17 protein-coding genes are annotated in these 15,362 nt (G+C 64.3%); 5 read left to right on the top strand and 12 right to left on the bottom strand.

The features are described 5' to 3' along the window. Positions 1-163: 163 nt before the first annotated feature. The 4 genes from J2W49_RS22925 to J2W49_RS22910 all read right to left on the bottom strand — a co-directional run bounded on the left by J2W49_RS22925 (position 164) and on the right by J2W49_RS22910 (position 3,303). On the bottom strand, positions 164-553 hold the full coding sequence (locus tag J2W49_RS22925; RefSeq protein ID WP_310321569.1) for a response regulator: 390 nt from the start codon (positions 551-553) through the stop codon (positions 164-166). Between the two features lie 152 nt (positions 554-705). Further along, the gene (locus J2W49_RS22920; protein WP_310321567.1) at positions 706-2,181 is read right to left on the bottom strand and encodes a sensor histidine kinase; all 1,476 of its coding nucleotides are present in this window, start codon (positions 2,179-2,181) and stop codon (positions 706-708) included. 3 nt (positions 2,182-2,184) lie between these two features. Then, positions 2,185-2,844: a response regulator gene (locus J2W49_RS22915; protein ID WP_310321566.1), complete on the bottom strand. Its 660-nt coding sequence runs from the start codon at positions 2,842-2,844 to the stop codon at positions 2,185-2,187. 60 nt (positions 2,845-2,904) lie between these two features. After that, on the bottom strand, positions 2,905-3,303 hold the full coding sequence (locus J2W49_RS22910) for a PepSY domain-containing protein (RefSeq protein ID WP_310321564.1): 399 nt from the start codon (positions 3,301-3,303) through the stop codon (positions 2,905-2,907). 112 nt (positions 3,304-3,415) lie between these two features. Here J2W49_RS22910 and J2W49_RS22905 point away from each other — a divergent pair, with 112 nt between their 5' ends. After that, entirely contained in the window at positions 3,416-3,739 is a 324-nt protein-coding gene (locus tag J2W49_RS22905) for a PepSY domain-containing protein (RefSeq protein ID WP_310321562.1), read from the top strand. 1 nt (position 3,740) lies between these two features. On the opposite strand, the gene J2W49_RS22900 is transcribed toward J2W49_RS22905, so the two are convergent. Continuing rightward, positions 3,741-4,967, bottom strand: coding sequence for an ABC transporter substrate-binding protein (locus tag J2W49_RS22900; RefSeq protein ID WP_405001072.1), 1,227 nt, complete (start codon positions 4,965-4,967; stop codon positions 3,741-3,743). Between the two features lie 317 nt (positions 4,968-5,284). Between J2W49_RS22900 and J2W49_RS22895 the strand changes: the two genes are divergently transcribed. Together J2W49_RS22895 and J2W49_RS22890 are read left to right on the top strand one after the other, a co-directional pair. Continuing rightward, entirely contained in the window at positions 5,285-5,704 is a 420-nt protein-coding gene (locus J2W49_RS22895) for a CopG family transcriptional regulator (RefSeq protein ID WP_310321560.1), read from the top strand. Positions 5,705-5,861: 157 nt separating this feature from the next. Beyond that, a complete protein-coding gene (locus J2W49_RS22890) occupies positions 5,862-7,010 on the top strand; it encodes an extracellular catalytic domain type 1 short-chain-length polyhydroxyalkanoate depolymerase (protein WP_310321558.1) in 1,149 nt (382 codons plus the stop codon). 42 nt (positions 7,011-7,052) lie between these two features. On the opposite strand, the gene J2W49_RS22885 is transcribed toward J2W49_RS22890, so the two are convergent. Together J2W49_RS22885 and J2W49_RS22880 are read right to left on the bottom strand one after the other, a co-directional pair. After that, the gene (locus tag J2W49_RS22885) at positions 7,053-8,405 is read right to left on the bottom strand and encodes a sensor histidine kinase (RefSeq protein ID WP_310321555.1); all 1,353 of its coding nucleotides are present in this window, start codon (positions 8,403-8,405) and stop codon (positions 7,053-7,055) included. 208 nt (positions 8,406-8,613) lie between these two features. Further along, a complete protein-coding gene (locus tag J2W49_RS22880; RefSeq protein WP_310321553.1) occupies positions 8,614-9,600 on the bottom strand; it encodes a helix-turn-helix transcriptional regulator in 987 nt (328 codons plus the stop codon). Positions 9,601-9,704: 104 nt separating this feature from the next. Here J2W49_RS22880 and J2W49_RS22875 point away from each other — a divergent pair, with 104 nt between their 5' ends. Continuing rightward, the gene (locus J2W49_RS22875; protein ID WP_310321550.1) at positions 9,705-10,367 is read left to right on the top strand and encodes a LysE family translocator; all 663 of its coding nucleotides are present in this window, start codon (positions 9,705-9,707) and stop codon (positions 10,365-10,367) included. 102 nt (positions 10,368-10,469) lie between these two features. On the opposite strand, the gene J2W49_RS22870 is transcribed toward J2W49_RS22875, so the two are convergent. The 5 genes from J2W49_RS22870 to bla all read right to left on the bottom strand — a co-directional run bounded on the left by J2W49_RS22870 (position 10,470) and on the right by bla (position 14,395). Further along, complete coding sequence (locus tag J2W49_RS22870; protein ID WP_310321549.1) at positions 10,470-10,877, bottom strand: J domain-containing protein; 408 nt, start codon at positions 10,875-10,877, stop codon at positions 10,470-10,472. Next, entirely contained in the window at positions 10,862-11,686 is an 825-nt protein-coding gene (locus J2W49_RS22865; protein ID WP_310321548.1) for a hypothetical protein, read from the bottom strand. Before J2W49_RS22865 ends, J2W49_RS22870 begins: the two co-directional genes overlap by 16 nt. 9 nt (positions 11,687-11,695) lie before the next feature. Continuing rightward, positions 11,696-12,568 carry a DUF2167 domain-containing protein gene (locus J2W49_RS22860; RefSeq protein ID WP_310321547.1) on the bottom strand — a complete coding sequence of 291 codons (873 nt, stop codon included), beginning with the start codon at positions 12,566-12,568 and terminating at the stop codon, positions 11,696-11,698. Positions 12,569-12,887: 319 nt separating this feature from the next. Next, on the bottom strand, positions 12,888-13,349 hold the full coding sequence (locus J2W49_RS22855) for a YccF domain-containing protein (RefSeq protein WP_310321546.1): 462 nt from the start codon (positions 13,347-13,349) through the stop codon (positions 12,888-12,890). A gap of 167 nt (positions 13,350-13,516) precedes the next feature. Then, positions 13,517-14,395, bottom strand: coding sequence for a class A beta-lactamase (bla, locus tag J2W49_RS22850; RefSeq protein ID WP_310321543.1), 879 nt, complete (start codon positions 14,393-14,395; stop codon positions 13,517-13,519). Positions 14,396-14,493: 98 nt separating this feature from the next. On the opposite strand from bla, the gene J2W49_RS22845 reads away from it, so the two are divergent. Continuing rightward, positions 14,494-15,357: a LysR family transcriptional regulator gene (locus J2W49_RS22845; RefSeq protein ID WP_310321541.1), complete on the top strand. Its 864-nt coding sequence runs from the start codon at positions 14,494-14,496 to the stop codon at positions 15,355-15,357. Positions 15,358-15,362: the final 5 nt, after the last annotated feature.

The following is a 15,362-nucleotide window of genomic DNA, read 5'->3' as shown; positions in this document are numbered from 1 at the left end:
TGAGCGTGGGTTCATTGCACTCTAGCAGTGGGCACCGCCCGCCAAACGTGAAATAAGGCAGCAAACGCGAGGGCAATTGCGGGTCTGGTGCCGTCTGGAGGCGGCAGATCACCGCTCAGGGTGCTTGGCCCTGAAGCGCAGACCACGAAGGGCGCCTGGCCGCTCAGTCGGGGATGAGCGCTGCCAACTGGGCCGCTTCCGACCGACCCAGCGGTTTGGTCAGGAAGCCCCGCACGCTGGGAAAGCGGGCGGCGCGTTCCCGGTCGAGTGCATCGCGCGACGATGAGAGCAGGGCCACCACGGTCTGCCCCCGGTGCTCGGGGGCAAGGGCCTCAAAGGCCTCGAGAAAATCGAAACCGTTCATCACCGGCATGTTGATGTCCAGCAGGATCAGGTCCACCCCGTGATCGGGTGTGCTGCTCAGGTAGTTCAGCGCGTCCTGCGCCTTCTGGTGCATGTGGATGTCGTACTCGACGCCACAACGTTTGAGCGCGATCTGGGTGAACATCAGATCGTCTTCGTTGTCATCGATCATCAGGATTCGCAGCGGCATTCGGCATCGCCTACAGGTGGAGAAAGGGATTCGCGTGGGATCGTCCCGTGCATGACCATCCGGGAACTTCCTGGCATATACCCCACGCGCTGCGTCACGACAACGACTCTATCGGGTTTCCGGCCCACGGGCGAGCGCGATAACCCTACTCATCAGTCGTGCACCATCGGCACCCGTACCTCGGCACGCAATCCCCCCCAGGGCGAAGTGGCCAGGCGCAGCGAGCCGCCATAGAGGTCGAGCAGTTCGACCACGATGGACAGCCCCAGGCCCGATCCGGGCCGGCTTTCATCCAGCCGTTTGCCGCGTTGCATGGCCGCCTGGCGCGCATCGGGCGCAATGCCGGGGCCGTCGTCGTCGACCTGGAGCAGGGCGTGGATGCCTTCTTTTTCCCAGGCCAGTGCCACGCGGGCGTTGGCCCATCGGCAGGCGTTGTCCAGCAGGTTGCCCACCACCTCCTGCAGGTCGTGCGCGTCCATCCGAACCACCAGCGGCGGGCTGTCGCGCTGTGTGAGCACCAAACCCTTGTGCAGCGTGCCCAAGGTGCTAACCAGCGGCGGCATGAGCGCGTCCAGCGCCGCGCGGCTGCGCCCGCCGTGGGCACTGGCGCCCGCCCTGGCCCGCATCAGGTGAAGATCGATCTGGCGCTGCATCTGTGCCACTTCTGCCTGCAACACCTCCTTGTGCCTGGTATCGGCCTGTTGCGACAGGTTGTTCAGCACCGACAGGGGCGTCTTGAGCGCGTGGGCCAGGTTGCCGGCCTGCGCCTGGGCGCGCGTCACCAGCGCCTGGTTGTCGGACAGCAGGCGGTTCAGGTCGTCCACCAGAGGCTGCACTTCTGCCGGAAAGTGGCCTTCCAGTCGCTGACGCTGGCCCGCACGCAGCTCGCCGAGGGCGGACCTCAGCTGCGCGAGCGGCGTGAGACCGAGCTTCACCTGCAGCGTGACGGCCAGGATCAGCACGGCCGCCAGCAGCAGCAAGGACAGCGCCAGACTGCGTGCAAACGAGCTGCTGGCCTGGGCCAGGTGGCTGGCATCGGCGCCGGCCGCGAACACCACGTCGCCGTCGAGCCCTGGCAGCTGCACGCGGCGCATCCAGATCGCCAGGGGCTCGCCGCGTGGTCCGGTGTGGGTCATGCGCGCCAGCTGGCCCACCCCGAGCTCGTCGACCGCGGGGGGCTCGAAGCCGGGCTCCTGGTCCCACCAGGAACGCGACTTCATCACCTCGCCGTCGGGCAGGAAGATGAGCCAGTACAGCCCGCTGGCGGGTTGGCGGAACAGCGGGTCGGCCGGTTCGCGGCGCAGGCGGATCGCCGCGGCGGGTTCGGAAGGCGCGCCTGCGGCAGCAGGCAGGGGTTCCACGCTGGCACTGGCCGCGCCGATCAGGTCGTCCAGATGGCGCTGCATGCGCTGCGCCAGATCAACTTCCACATAGCTGCGAAACAGGCCATTGATGCCAAGCGCGGCCACGGTCAGACCGATCACGATGAGCCCGCTGGCGGCCCACCAGAGGCGGCCTTGCAGCGAGATGCGCGGCAACAAGCGGGAGATCGCGGGCCGCGCCGGGCCTTCATGGCCCACGGCGCCGGGCGGGGTAGGGGGGTCGTCGGGAACGATGCGCAGCGGCATGACTCAGGGCGCAGCGATGCGAAAGCCGAGGCCGCGCACGGTGGTGATGAAGCCTTCCGGCAGCTTGCGGCGCAGGCGCCCGATGAACACGTCGATGGTGTTGCTGTCGCGTTCGGCGTCCTGTTCGTAGAGGCGCTCTGAGAGTTCGGTGCGCGAGAGCACGGAGCCGGCGTGGTGCATGAGCACGCTGAGCAGTCGGTATTCGTGCGAGGTGAGGTCCAGCGGCCGGTCGCCCACGCTCACGGTGCAGCTGCGGGTGTCGAGCTGCACTGCGCCCACCGTGATCACCGGGTGTGCCTGACCGGCCGAACGCCGCAGCAATGCGCGTACCCGCGCCAGCAGTTCTTCCATCTGGAACGGCTTGGCCAGGTAGTCGTCGGCCCCGGCGTCGATGCCGTGCACCTTGTCCTGCCACGAGCCCCGCGCGGTGAGGATGAGCACCGGCATCTGCAAACCCTGCTCACGCCAGTTGCGCAGCACGCTCAGTCCATCGCGCCCGGGCAGGCCCAGATCGAGCACCACGGCATCGGGCGCAGCTTCGCGACCCAGGTGTTCGGCGTCCACGCCCTTGTCGGCCAGGTCCACGGCGTAGCCGGCGCCCTGCAGGGCATCGCCCAGCTGGATCAGCAGGCGGGGGTCGTCTTCGGCCACGAGAATGCGCATGGTGGAGTGGGGTGGGTGATCGATGGGCTCAAGGGCTCAAGGGCTCAAGGGCTCAAGGGCTCAAGGATAGGGCCGGCCGTCGCGACCGAACACGGTTTCCAGGCGATGCCCCTCCACCTCCAGCAGCGTGCCTGTGCCGGCGTCGTAGCTCAGTTCCACCACGCGGCCGTCTTCCAGCAGCAGCTCCAGTTCGTAGCGCGCGCCCTGGCGTTTGCGTTCCAGCTCGACCTCGATCACGCGGCCGCCAAAGTGCTTTTTTGCGTGGTCCGTGATGTGGGTGAGCGGCAGTATTTCACCGTTGCGCACCGCTTCCGCCAGACCGTGGTGGTGATCGCGCGGCTGCGCCGTGATCGGCCACAGCAGGCACAGCAGCGCCGTGACCAGTGCAAGGGTGGCGCGCCCCGGACCGGACGATCGAGTCTGATGGGGCTTTGAAGAAAGAAGCGTGACAGCGAGCATCCGCTCAGCATCGCACAGCGGGCGTGAACGGCTCGTGAACGCGGTGTTCACAATGCGTTCAGCATGGGGTGGGCAAACTTCACTGCATTCACACCCGCCACAGGAGTTCACCATGCGACACACCCCGGTTTCCACCCGTTTCCTTCCCAAGACCCTGCAGGCCGCCACGCTGGCCAGCCTCATTGCGCTGGGTGCGGGTACCGCACTGGCACAGACCGCCGCCACCACCACTAGCGGCGGCGCGAACATGAACTTTGGTCAGATCGCCGAAGCGGTGCAGAAACAGGGCTTCACCGAGATTCGCGAAATCGAGCGCAAGAGCGACAAGCTGTTCGAGGTCGAGGCGCGTGATGCTTCCGGCGCCAAGGTCGAACTCTATGTGGACGCCCGCAGCGGCGAAGTGCTCAAGACCGAAGTCAAAGGCAAGCGCAAGTAAGTCACTGCGTCTTGCGCTGCACGAACAGGTTGCGCTTGGCGTCTTCGGGGTAGGCAAAGGTGACCGCCCCGTTGCGCACCAGTCCCATCACCAGCATGTTCTCGGTCACGGCGTCCTTGCTGGCGGTGCTGAACGGTTTGTCGTAGGTGGCCACGACACCGTAGTACACGCGCTTGATGTCTTCCAGCTGAGCCTTGATCGCCGGGCCGGTGAGGCGGCCGTCGCGAATGCCGAACAACGAATACGTCAGCAGATACACCGCGTCGTAGCCCTGCGCAGACGCCATGGGTACGGCCATGCGGCTGTCCTTGTGCATGCGCTTGTAGGCACTCAGAAACGCCACGCGCCGTTCGTTGCTGGGTTCGGCGATGAAGGTCTGCACCGTCATCGTGCCTTCGGCTGCCGGGCCCGCCGTGTCGATGAAATTGGGGAACGAAAGCGTCCATGGCCCCACCAGCGGCGCAGTCCATTTCACGGCTGCGCGGCTGCGCGCGATCACGGCGTTCTCAGGCCCGACGGTGTAGGCAATGATCACGTTCGCACCGGCGGCGCGCGCGGCCTCCATTTCGGTGCTAAGGTCCTTCACGCCGAGCGGGAACGAGGTCACGTGCACCGGTTTGAGGTTGGATGCAGCCAGTGCCTTGACCACGTCGTTCTTGCCGGACTCGCCATAGGGCGTGGCATCAGCAAAGATCGCCACCTTGTTCAGACCACGGCGCAAGATGTCTTTCACCATGAACGGCGCCTTGATGTCTTCGCTTGGCGAGACGCGGAAGATGTAGCTCGCGGCAGGCTCCACCTGCTGGGTCACTGGCGAGCCTGCAGCACAGGGAACGATCAAGGGACTCTGGTTGGACTGGAACACCGGAATCGCCTTGATGGCGACACCGGTGTTGCAAAAGCCAATGGTGGAAACCACTTTGTCCACCTTGACGAGCTCTTCGCTCATCTTCAGTCCGGTTTCCGGATCACCCTTGTCGTCCTTGACCACCAGCTCAATCGGCCGCCCCAGGTAGCCACCCACCGCGTTGATTTCCGACACCGCGATCTCGATGCCGTTGAGCATGGCCTGGCCGAAGTCGGCCGAGCCACCGCTCATGGGCCCGATGATGCCCAGTTTCAGTGGCCCCGGGCTTTGAGCCATGGCGCCCAGCGAACACAGGGCGGCAAGCGAGAAGACGCAGGCAGGTGCCTGGCGCTTGAGGATGGTCATCAGGGTGGGGAGCATCGCGTCTTGCCTCGGGTAGAGCCTTGGAGAGGCCCCTGTTGAAAGTGCGCGGATGGTCGCATTTGCGACACCGCTTGCCCATGGGCACTAACCCGATTCACCCCACAAGTTCACCGAAACCGTGCGATTCGCCACGTCGGCACCGGCACCGGCACCGGCACCGGCACCTGGTCTGGGCCGTTTGCCCATCAGGCCGCAGACAGAGCGCCAGAGCGCAGCAGGCAATACCCATTCAGATGCCAGGTAGATTCCAATTGGAATCCATATGGATTCCAATTGGCGTATATTCAGGTCTTCGTTCAAACCCACCAGCCGCCATGCCACTGCCCATCACCGAACCCAGACCCCGCGTGGGCGACACCGAAAAAATGACCATCAACATGGGTGTGGTCGACCTCGGGCAGATCGACCTGCTGGTGCAGGAGGGTTTTTATTCCAACCGGTCCGACCTGATCCGCACGGCGGTGCGCAACCTGCTGGCCGTTCATTCAGACACTCTGCGCCAGACCGTGGCGCGCCGCACCCTCACGCTCGGGCTGCAGCAGCTTGGCCGCGCGGAGCTGGAGCGTGCGGTGGCGGCGGGCGAGCGGCTGAAGATCCAGGTCGTTGGCCTGGCCCGCATTGATGACGATGTGACGCCCGAACTGGCGCGGGCCGCCATCGAATCCGTCACGGTGCTGGGTGCGTTCCAGGCCAGCCCGGCGGTGCGAAAGGCGCTCTCCGACAGGATGACATGACCCCCCGCAGCGCTTCGCGCTACCCCCCAAGGGGGGCGATACCTGTGGCCCGGCGAAGCCGGTTCCGCGGTATCTCTGGACCAAGTCATTTCGCTCCGGGTAGCGCGCTTTTCATTTTCTTCCCCTACCCACACGACCCCCTGCTGAGACCCATCCATTGAAACTTCCACACGCCCACACGGGCACGCTCGCCATGAACATCCAGGACACCATTGAGCAGGCGCTTGCCAGCGCCGGGCTCGACACCAGAGGTGGCCCCATGCAGGGGGTCACCGAGACCATCCGTCAGGCGCTGGCTTCTGCCGGTCTGGTGGCAGGGGCTTCCACGGTGCCGTCGGCCCGCGCTGCCAACGACGATGAGGCGCGCACCTTTGACGTCGAGGCCCGCGATCTGGGTGCTGTGCCCGTCAGGCCCGCGGCCAGGCCCGGCCCGCGCACGCAGGGACAGTTCCTCACCCGCAGCCACACCGGCCCTGCCGGCAGCCGTGCCTACAAGCTCTATCTGCCGCCGCAGGCATCGCAGGGGAACGTCGAGCCAATGCCGCTGGTGGTCATGCTGCATGGCTGCACCCAATCGCCCGACGACTTCGCCGCCGGCACCCGCATGAACCGCCTGGCCGACGAGCACGGCTTTCTGGTGGTCTACCCTGAACAACCCACCGGCGCCAATCCGTCGCGCTGCTGGAACTGGTTCCGCAGCCAGGACCAGGTGCGCACCGGGGGCGAACCCGAAATCATGGCCGGCATCGTGCGGGCGGTGCAGGCGGAACATGCGGTCGCACCGGGCCGCGTGTATGTGGCGGGGCTTTCGGCCGGTGCTGCCATGGCGCTGGTGCTGGGCGAAACCCATCCCGAAGTCTTCAGCGCCGTGGGCGTGCATTCCGGCCTGCCGTATGGCTCAGCCAGCGACATCCCTTCGGCCCTGGCCGCCATGAAGGGGCGCAGCGCGCAGGGTGCTGCCCGCGCTCGGCAGGCCGTGCCCACCATCGTCTTTCACGGCGACCGCGACCACACGGTGCAGCACCGCAATGGCGAACACATCGTGCAGCAGGCCGTGGCCTTGCATGCGGCACAGACGCCACTCAACATGCGCACCGAAACCGGTGTGTCCACCGGCGGGCGCCGCTACCAGCGCACCACCCATGCAGATGCCACCGGCAGGCCTGTGGTTGAGGCGTGGACGCTGCACGGCGCCAGTCACACCTGGGCTGGCGGCGATGCCAGCGGCAGCCACACCGATTCCACCGGTCCGGATGCATCGGCGGCCATGCTGGCGTTCTTCATGGCGCACACAGGGGCCAGCTGAAGACCGCCTGAAGCGGGGATGGGGCAGTGCCCGTCAGTTCGCTCAGCCAGGCGAACCGCTTGTGCCCATTGGGGCGACCGGCAGCGTCACCCGGAAAGTGGTTCCGGTGCCCAACTCGGTGGCCACGTCGATGCGGCCATCGTGCGCCTGGACAATGCCATAGGAGAGTGACAGGCCCAGCCCGGTTCCTTTGCCCACGGGCTTCGTGGTGTAGAACGGATCAAAAATGCGCGTCAGGGTCTCCTGTGCAATGCCGCACCCCGTATCGCTCACCTCAAACCAGACGCCCTGCACATCGTTCGCGTCGCCCTCAATGCCTGTTCGTACCGTGATCGTGCCGCGCTCCGTTCCGATGGCATCGGCCGCATTGATCAACAGGTTCATGATCACCTGATTCATCTGCGATTCGATGCACGCGACTGGCGGAATGTCACCGTACTGTTTGACAACATCAGCCCTGTACTTGATTTCGTTGGCGAGGATATTGAGCGTCGAGTCGAAGCAGCGATGCAGGTCGGCGACCCCCCAATCTGAAGCGTCATCGACGCGGGAAAAATCCTTGAGGTCCTGGACGATCTTCTTCACGCGCGTGAGGCCCTCCCGGGTCTCTGCCATCAACGCGCGACTATCGCCCAGCATGTCATCGAGATCAACTTTTTTGCGCAGACTGTCAAGCCGCGCGACAACGAGCGGATCGCCAATAAGGTGCTGGGCGTCGAGGAAGGCGGCGATCAACTCATGAAAAGACGTCATGTACGCGTCGAGCGTATTGAAGTTTGAAAAGATGAACCCGAGTGGATTGTTGATTTCGTGCGCAACGCCGGCGGCGAGTTGCCCGATGGCTGCGAGCTTCTCCGATTGCATGAGTTGTTGCTGCGCCCTGGAGAGTTTTTGATTCACCTCGGCCAGTTCTGCATTGCGCAGCCGAAGCTCGGCCTCAAAACGCTTGCGCTCGGTGATGTCGCGCGCAAGCCCGACCAGCCCAGTCACCCGCCCTTCGGCATCCCACAGCGGCACCTTCGTCGTCTGCAGCCACCCTGTCTCGCCGGTCTCCAGGTTGGGAACCAGCTCTTCAAAGGCAATCAGAGGCTCACCAGTTCGCAACATCGCTTGCTCGACCTCGAAATAAGCGGACGCGATTTCTTTGGAATAGAAATGGAAATCGTCCTTTCCAATCAATTCTTCCGGGTGGGCCTTACCCATGAGCCTGGCCACGGCCTTGTTGGCCAGGATGAAGCGGCTCTGCGCGTCCTTCGCGTAAATCCGGTCCGGCATGATGTCGATGAGCGCCTGAAAAACGCGCTCCTGTGTGTCTGGAGGCGCATCGTCTCGTTCCGCACTGTCATCCGCTCGAACGGCCTCTTCGCGCGTTTCACGGTTGCTGGGTGTTGACACAACAAGTTCCTCCGCCGAATGGTTGATGCGGCATCTCCTGGTCAAGACTCAGGAAATGCAAGCCCATGCAGGTCAGTATGGCACGGGTGTGGGGTATCCGAACCCCCGGATCCCCACCGCCAACGCCAACGCCATCGGACCCTTGTCCCCATATTGCTTCGATGCCGTCTGCCGCGCGGACGCCTCGCCGATCGAGTTGAACCCCTTATCAACCCGCCTGGGTATACAGCGCCCGCGTCGCCGCCAGCTCGCCCAGCACGCGCTGGCGCAGCGCTGCGGGCGCCAGCACCTTCACCTCGGCACCATAAGACAGCAGGCGCCGCGCCCCATGCTCGATGGACTCGATCGGCAGCACCACACACACCCAACCCTCGCGCCCTGCTTCGGGTGGTGCCGCCTCATCGTCCACCCGCGCGAACGGCGTGCGCGCATTCACCAGCCAGCCCATGGCGCGTGGCGACACCAGCACCCGCGCCTGCAGCCGCTGCAGCTCCGCCTCAAAGCGTGCCGCCGATGCCTGCCAGTAGCGCGCCAGATCAAAAGTCGCCGGGCGCCTGAATCGCGTGTTCAGGGTGCGCAGGGCCTGCACCGCAGCCAGTCGGTAGGTGCGCACCTCGGGCTGCCCCTGGGTGCGTGCCGCCATGTACCAGGTGCCCGCCTTCAGCACCAGGCCCAGCGGCTCCAGCTCGCGCTCGGCCTGGCCGCGCCAGCTCTCGTAGCGAACGGCTAGGCGCCGCGCGTTCCACACCGCTTCGGCCACCTCGCGCAGATGCGCCGGTGTCTCTTGCGCGCGGTACCAGTCCACCGGGTCGATGTGCAGGCGCGCACCCACGCGGTCGGCCTGCACACGCCATTCGGCCGGCAGGCTCGCCACCATCTTCAGCCGCGCCGAAGCCGCCGCCGCGCCCAGGCCCAGGTCGGTCGCCGCGCCTGGCAGCCCGGCCAGCAGCAAGGCCTGCGATTCCGGCTCCGTCAGCCCCGTGAGCTGCGTGCTCCAGCCTTCGCGCAACTGAAACCCACCCTGGCGTCCGCGCTCGCCCCACAGCGGCACGCCCGCCGCCGAGAGCTGGTCAATGTCGCGCAGGATCGTGCGCACCGACACCTCCAGCGCACGCGCCAGCGCCAGCGCCGGCGCCGTCTGGCGGCCATGCGCTTGCAACAGCATCAGGATCGACAGCAGGCGGCTTGCTTTCAACTCAGGTCTTTCAGTCTTTTTGAGTGGCGGGTTTTATACATGACAGAGGGTGGCATGTTAAGGGGAGCAAGCTCTCCCCATCGCAACTTTCACCCGCACACCCCATGGACTGGCTCAGCTTCCCCCTCACCCATACGGCCCACCTCTGGCTCTTTTTTCTGCTCGTTTTCGGCATCATCGCGCTGCCCGGCCTGGACATGGCCTTCGTGCTCGGCAGCTCGCTGGTGGATGGCCTCAAAGGCGGTGTGGCCGCGTTGTCGGGCGTGGTCGTCGGTGGCGTGGTGCACACCGCCATGGCCAGCCTCGGCGTGGGCCTGGCCTTGCAGACGATGCCGCAGCTGTTCAATGCCATGCTCTTTGCGGGCGCGCTTTATATCGCGTGGATCGGCTGGCAGCTGGTGCGCGGCGCCGCTGCGCTGGGCGAAGTGAGTGCGCAGGCCTCTCGCCCGCTGGCCGCCACTTTCCGGCGCGGCTTGTTCACCTGCCTGCTCAACCCCAAGGCCTATCTGTTCATGATCGCCGTGTTCCCTCAGTTCGTGCGCACGGACCATGGCTCCCTGGCTGTGCAGGCTGTGGCCTTGGGCGCCATCATTGCGGTCACCCAGATCGGCGTGTATGGCGCCGTGGCGCTGGGTGGCGTGCGCGTCAAGGCCTGGCTGCGCGGCAGCGGGCGCGCCCAGGTGCTGGCCGGGCAGAGCCTGGGCTGGCTGCTGGTGATGGGTGGGGGGTGGACGCTGTGGCAGGGTTGGCAGACCGCGGGGGGGTGAACTTCACACCGGCGATGGCCCACTGATGGAATGGCCGACCCGCCAACGCTGCGCTTCAGTGCGCAAGCGAATCGCTGCGAGATGGAGCAACGGGACAGTCGCTCAGACGCTGCCGCCACGCGCGGCGCACCCTTGCTGGTAGGCCTCATGGATTTCTTTGGTCCTGGCCTCAGCGATCGCCATGAAAGCCGGCCCCAGGCCCGCCATCTTGTCTGGGTGGTAGAGCTGGAGCTTTCGCTCGTAGGCCTGCATGAGCTCCTCCGGCGAGGCCCCGGCATCCACCTCGAGCACCTGGTGCCAGTGAAGAGGTGCGTCACCGGGGGTGCTGGCGACGGCGACGCTCCGTGCGCTGTTTTCCTTGTGGTGGACCTCCGGGCCAGCTGGTGCGCCTGCCTGGTTGTGAGACGAATTGCCCGGCAGCTTGTCCATGAAATGTTTGACTGTCAGGTATCCGACGAACGCAGCAATGCCCAGGAACCACCAATCGCTGACCTTCAGATCGTCAAACATGACCTGGCCCTCTGAATCCATTGCTGCGTGGTGCTGAGGTGAATCAACGCTGCAGCCCCCAGTGAACCGAGGTCGCCCGCCCTTGTGTCCACAGGGTCCGTTACCTGAGGCGCATGCTCGTCCTCCGCGACCTCATAACCCTGGGTCATTTCCAGCATGTCCAGTCGATTCTTCATCTTCAGCGTGAATGCCATGCGCTCGTCCTCGTCCTGCATGCGCTTGAGCTCGCGCAGCCCGAGTCCAAGGGCCGAGACCGCCACCCGCTTTTTGTAGATGAGGCGTTTGCCGAGGTTCATCAGGTAGGCGGGTACAAAAAAGGCCTCGACCGCAGAGGAAAATGCCTCGGAGCGTGTGAGCTGCAGCCGCGAGCGCCACAGAATGAGCGCGCTCGTGGCGATGGACCAGACGAGAACGTGGAGACCGACGAAGGCCACCAGAGCCGGTGTGAATCCGATCTGGAAGGACAGGGCCGCCAGGAAGACGACCAGCACCAGGTAGGCGTAGCCCAGTGACGAAAAGGCATTGAGGGTGGGTAGGGCGGCGCTCACCAGGGTGCGGGTTCTGCGCCACTGGCGAGGGTCAATGTCGCCGAAGCACCTGGTGGTCACCAGGCCTCGGTCGAAGAGGTTCAATGGGTTGAGCAGAACCACTTCCCTGCCGGCGGCCGTCAAGCGCCCGGAAGCGTCGTACCGCAGTTGACCTCGCCGACCGAACCTCAGCAGGTCGCAACCGTGGGGAACGATGATCAGGTTGTCAAAAAAGAAGAATGCCGCCACCACCAGCCAGAAGAGGGCTGCCTCACTGGGCATGGTGTGCCGTCATTGGGATTCTTTCTTGCGGCCGAGAAATTTCTTGATACCCCCCCACAAGGCAGCAATGCCGGCCAGGAGGGCGATGCCAATGGCCTTGAAACCGCCCTTGCTGGTGGCCACGGCGGCGGCGCCACCCAGCACCAGTGCGCCAAGGCCGTAGGCGGCAACCTTGTCGCCTTGCTTCCAGTCGCTGTACTTCTCGCCATCGACGTAGCTGAAATTGGCCATGGCCAGTTTGAAGTCAGCGAGGTCCTTCTCCACGTTCTCCGGCGAGCTGGCGACCAGCGTGACGTTCATGTAGCCGCTGCGTCCCAGAATCTTGGTGCTCACATTGGCCAGGATGGACTGGTCGGCTTCATCACGGAGAAGGGTGGCCCACTCCAGGCGGTTGTTGGCGGTGTCGTACCGAGGGGGGATGGCCCAGCCCGTGATGGTGAGGGCGTTGTAGCCGGCCTTGCGTCTTCTTTCGGATTCGGCCGCGTTGCCTTCCTTCAGGGAAGCCAGCAGCGCATCTGCATCGATCTTCTCGTCATCCTTGATGTATCCCTCTGCGGAAAAGCTGAGGATGGCAAACCAATCGTCTTCAGTGGGGGCCACCGTGTAGGCCGAACCGCGGGGTGGGTTGCCGTTGAGGGTCAGGAATTTGTCGGTGTTGGCCGCGTTCAGGAACGTGTGGTTCTGTGTGGCGACAAACGTGGCTTTGCCTGCAATGTCACCTTTCTGGCCAAGCTTGTACCAATCCAGCGACTGGAACTGACGTGCCAACTCTTGCTGCTCTTCTGTGGCCTGCGCGAACGACAGGGTTGGTGTCGTGACCGCCGCTCCCAATGCACAGCACAGCAGCGCTGCGCCCACGACGGATTTGTACCTGAGCTTCATGGAATTTCCCTCCCGATAGTTATTGACCAGACTTGCGTGGAACGTGTGTCTGAATGTATGTCGCATGGACCCCTCGTTTATCGAAGCCTTGTTGGTCCGCGTCAAGGGGAAGTGAGAAGATGACCATGCAAGTGTTGCAAGACGGCGCAGTTGAACGCCATGGCTGAGAGAAATGCCGCAGCTTTTCCCCCAAATTGGGGATGGAGTATTGGGGAGATGTGCGAAATGGCGACGGCGGCCAAAGCGCAGGCGAATCACGAATGGGCTGCCGTCCCATTCGCCAACACTAATTCAAGGATCAGCGAAAGTGATCCCGGTCTCAGCCACTTCCGCGCATGGAAGCGACAGAGGCTTCAGCATCCTGTCGTTTGGCAATGGCTGCCACTTCCTTTGAGACGATGGTTTTCCCAATCGGTGAAAGGGCAATGCCTGCCAGCTTGAGGTGTTGAATCCCGAATGGAATGCCGATGATGGTGATGAAACACGCGAGGGCAGAGATCACATGCCCGATGGCCAACCAGACGCCTGCAAATACGAACCAGATGATGTTGCCGACCATCCCAGCCCCTCCGGTACCGATATCGCCTTTGCTGGTGAGCGTTTTCCTGTCGATTGCCTCTTTCCCGAATGGGAAAAAAGAGAATTGACCGATGACAAAGCAGGCCCGCCCCCAGGGAATGCCGACGATGGTCACAAAGGCCAACAGCCCAACGAGCCACCAGCCCAGCCCCATGAAAACCCCGCCGAGGATGAACCAGAGAAAGTTGCCAATAGCGCTCATATTCCACTCCCTTGTCGATTGACCAAAATTATCTTGCGGCCGATCTTACGAGTTCTGAGCCTTTGCGTAGCGAGTGGAATTTCCCCACAGGCAACCAGCGCAGCCCGCGTCCTGCGGATGCCCATGAAGCGCATGGCTGGGTGGGCAATGAACGCGGCAGATGCCGGTCAGAGTGTGGCCATCAGGCGGGCCACGCCCGCCAGGGCTGCGTCACGAGCGGCTGCAGGCGCCGTGCTTTCCGCCAGGTAGGCGCTCACCAGCAAGGGCGCCCGCCCAGGGGGCCAGGCGATGCCGATGTCGTTCGCGTCGGTGCGGTTGGTGCCGGTCTTTTCACCGATCGACCAGTCTGTGGGAACGCCTGCCCGCAAGCGCTTGTCGCCGGTGGTGTTGGCCTTCAGCCATTCGATCAACGTCGCACGCGAACCTGCCGTGAGCGCATCGCCCACCAGCAGCTTGTGCAGCGTCTGCGTCATGGCGCGCGGTGTGGTGGTGTCCAGCATCTGTGCGCCAGAAGGCAGATTGAGTTCGGGCTCGGTGCGGTCGAGTCGGGTGACGGTGTCACCCAGGCTGCGGACATAAGCCGTGAGTGCGGCTGGCCCGCCGTAGCTGGTCAGAATCAGGTTGGCCGCCGTGTTGTCGCTGGTGGTGATGGTGGCTTCGCAGAGTTGGGCCAGTGTCAGCCCTTCACCGCCCACGTGCTCTTCCGTCACCGGTGACCAGGTCACCAGGTCTTCACGCGCGTAGCGGATGCGGCGCTGCAGTGATTCCTGTCCCTGTTCCACCCGCGCCAGCACCAGCGCACTGGCCAGCAGCTTGAACGAGCTGAGCATGAGGAATCGCTCGTCTGCGCGGTAGCCGAATTCACGGCCGGTGGCGGTGTCGATGATGCAGACCCCCAGGCGAGCCTGGGCGGCGGCCTCGAGTGCCGCAACCTGCTTTCGAAAGCCACCATCGTCTGCCTTACCCCAACTATTCGTTGGGAATGCGGCCAGCATGTGTGCCAGCGAAAAAGCGGTGGCGATGCCGAAGTGTCGTCGTTGAATCATGGGTTCCTTCCTTTGATGAAGCGCTGATGGTAGGGATGCATGGCTTTTGATTCAAACGGGAATAATCTGCCTTTGACCCAAGAAAAACTCATGCCATCATGGACCTGCCACTCAACGCCCTGCGTGCCTTCGAAGTCTCTGCCCGCCATCTGAGCTTCACCCGCGCCGCGGAGGAACTGCACCTCACGCAGGCCGCCGTGAGCCAGCACGTGAAGAACCTCGAGCAGCGACTGGGCACACCGCTGTTCCGCCGTGTGCCTCGCGGGCTCGCCCTCACCGACGAAGGGCAGGCCTTGCTACCGGTGTTGATGGAATCGTTCGAGCGCATGGCAGCCACACTGGCCACCTTCAAGGGGTCGCAGAAACGCGAGGTGCTGTCCGTGGGCGTGGTGGGCACGTTTGCCGTGGGCTGGTTACTGCCGAACCTGAAAGACTTCCAGCGCCGCCACCCCTTCATCGAACTGCGGCTGTTCACCAACAACAACCGGGTCGACCTGGCCGGCGAAGGTCTGGACTGTGCCATCCGCTTCGGCGACGGCCACTGGCACGGCACCGAGGCCACACGCTTGCTGCACGCGCCGCTGGCGCCGGTGTGCGCGCCTGCGGTGGCGGCACGCATTCGCAGCATTCGCGACCTGGGCCGCGAAACCCTGTTGCGCTCGTACCGGCCCGAAGAATGGGTGGACTGGTTCCAGGCGGCTGGCGCACCACCGCCCTTGCTCACTGGCCCGTTGTTTGATTCATCCCTGGTGCTTGCCGACGCCGCCGCACAAGGTACGGGCGTGGCCCTGCTGCCGGTGAAGCTGTTCGCGCGCGATTTGCAGAGTGGGCGGCTGGTGCGCTTGTTCGACGTGGAGGTGGACGCCGGTGGCTACTGGCTCACGAGGCTCAAGCGCAGGCGCATGAATGTGGCGATGCGCGCGTTCAGTGAGTGGTTGGTGCAGCAGAGCTTGCCTGCTTGAGGGCA

The organism is Hydrogenophaga palleronii (genome assembly GCF_031457455.1).
Taxonomy (GTDB): Bacteria; Pseudomonadota; Gammaproteobacteria; order Burkholderiales; family Burkholderiaceae_C; genus Hydrogenophaga; species Hydrogenophaga palleronii_A.
Note: the sequence above shows the minus strand (reverse complement) of the source record. Positions and strands in the feature narration are given on the sequence as shown.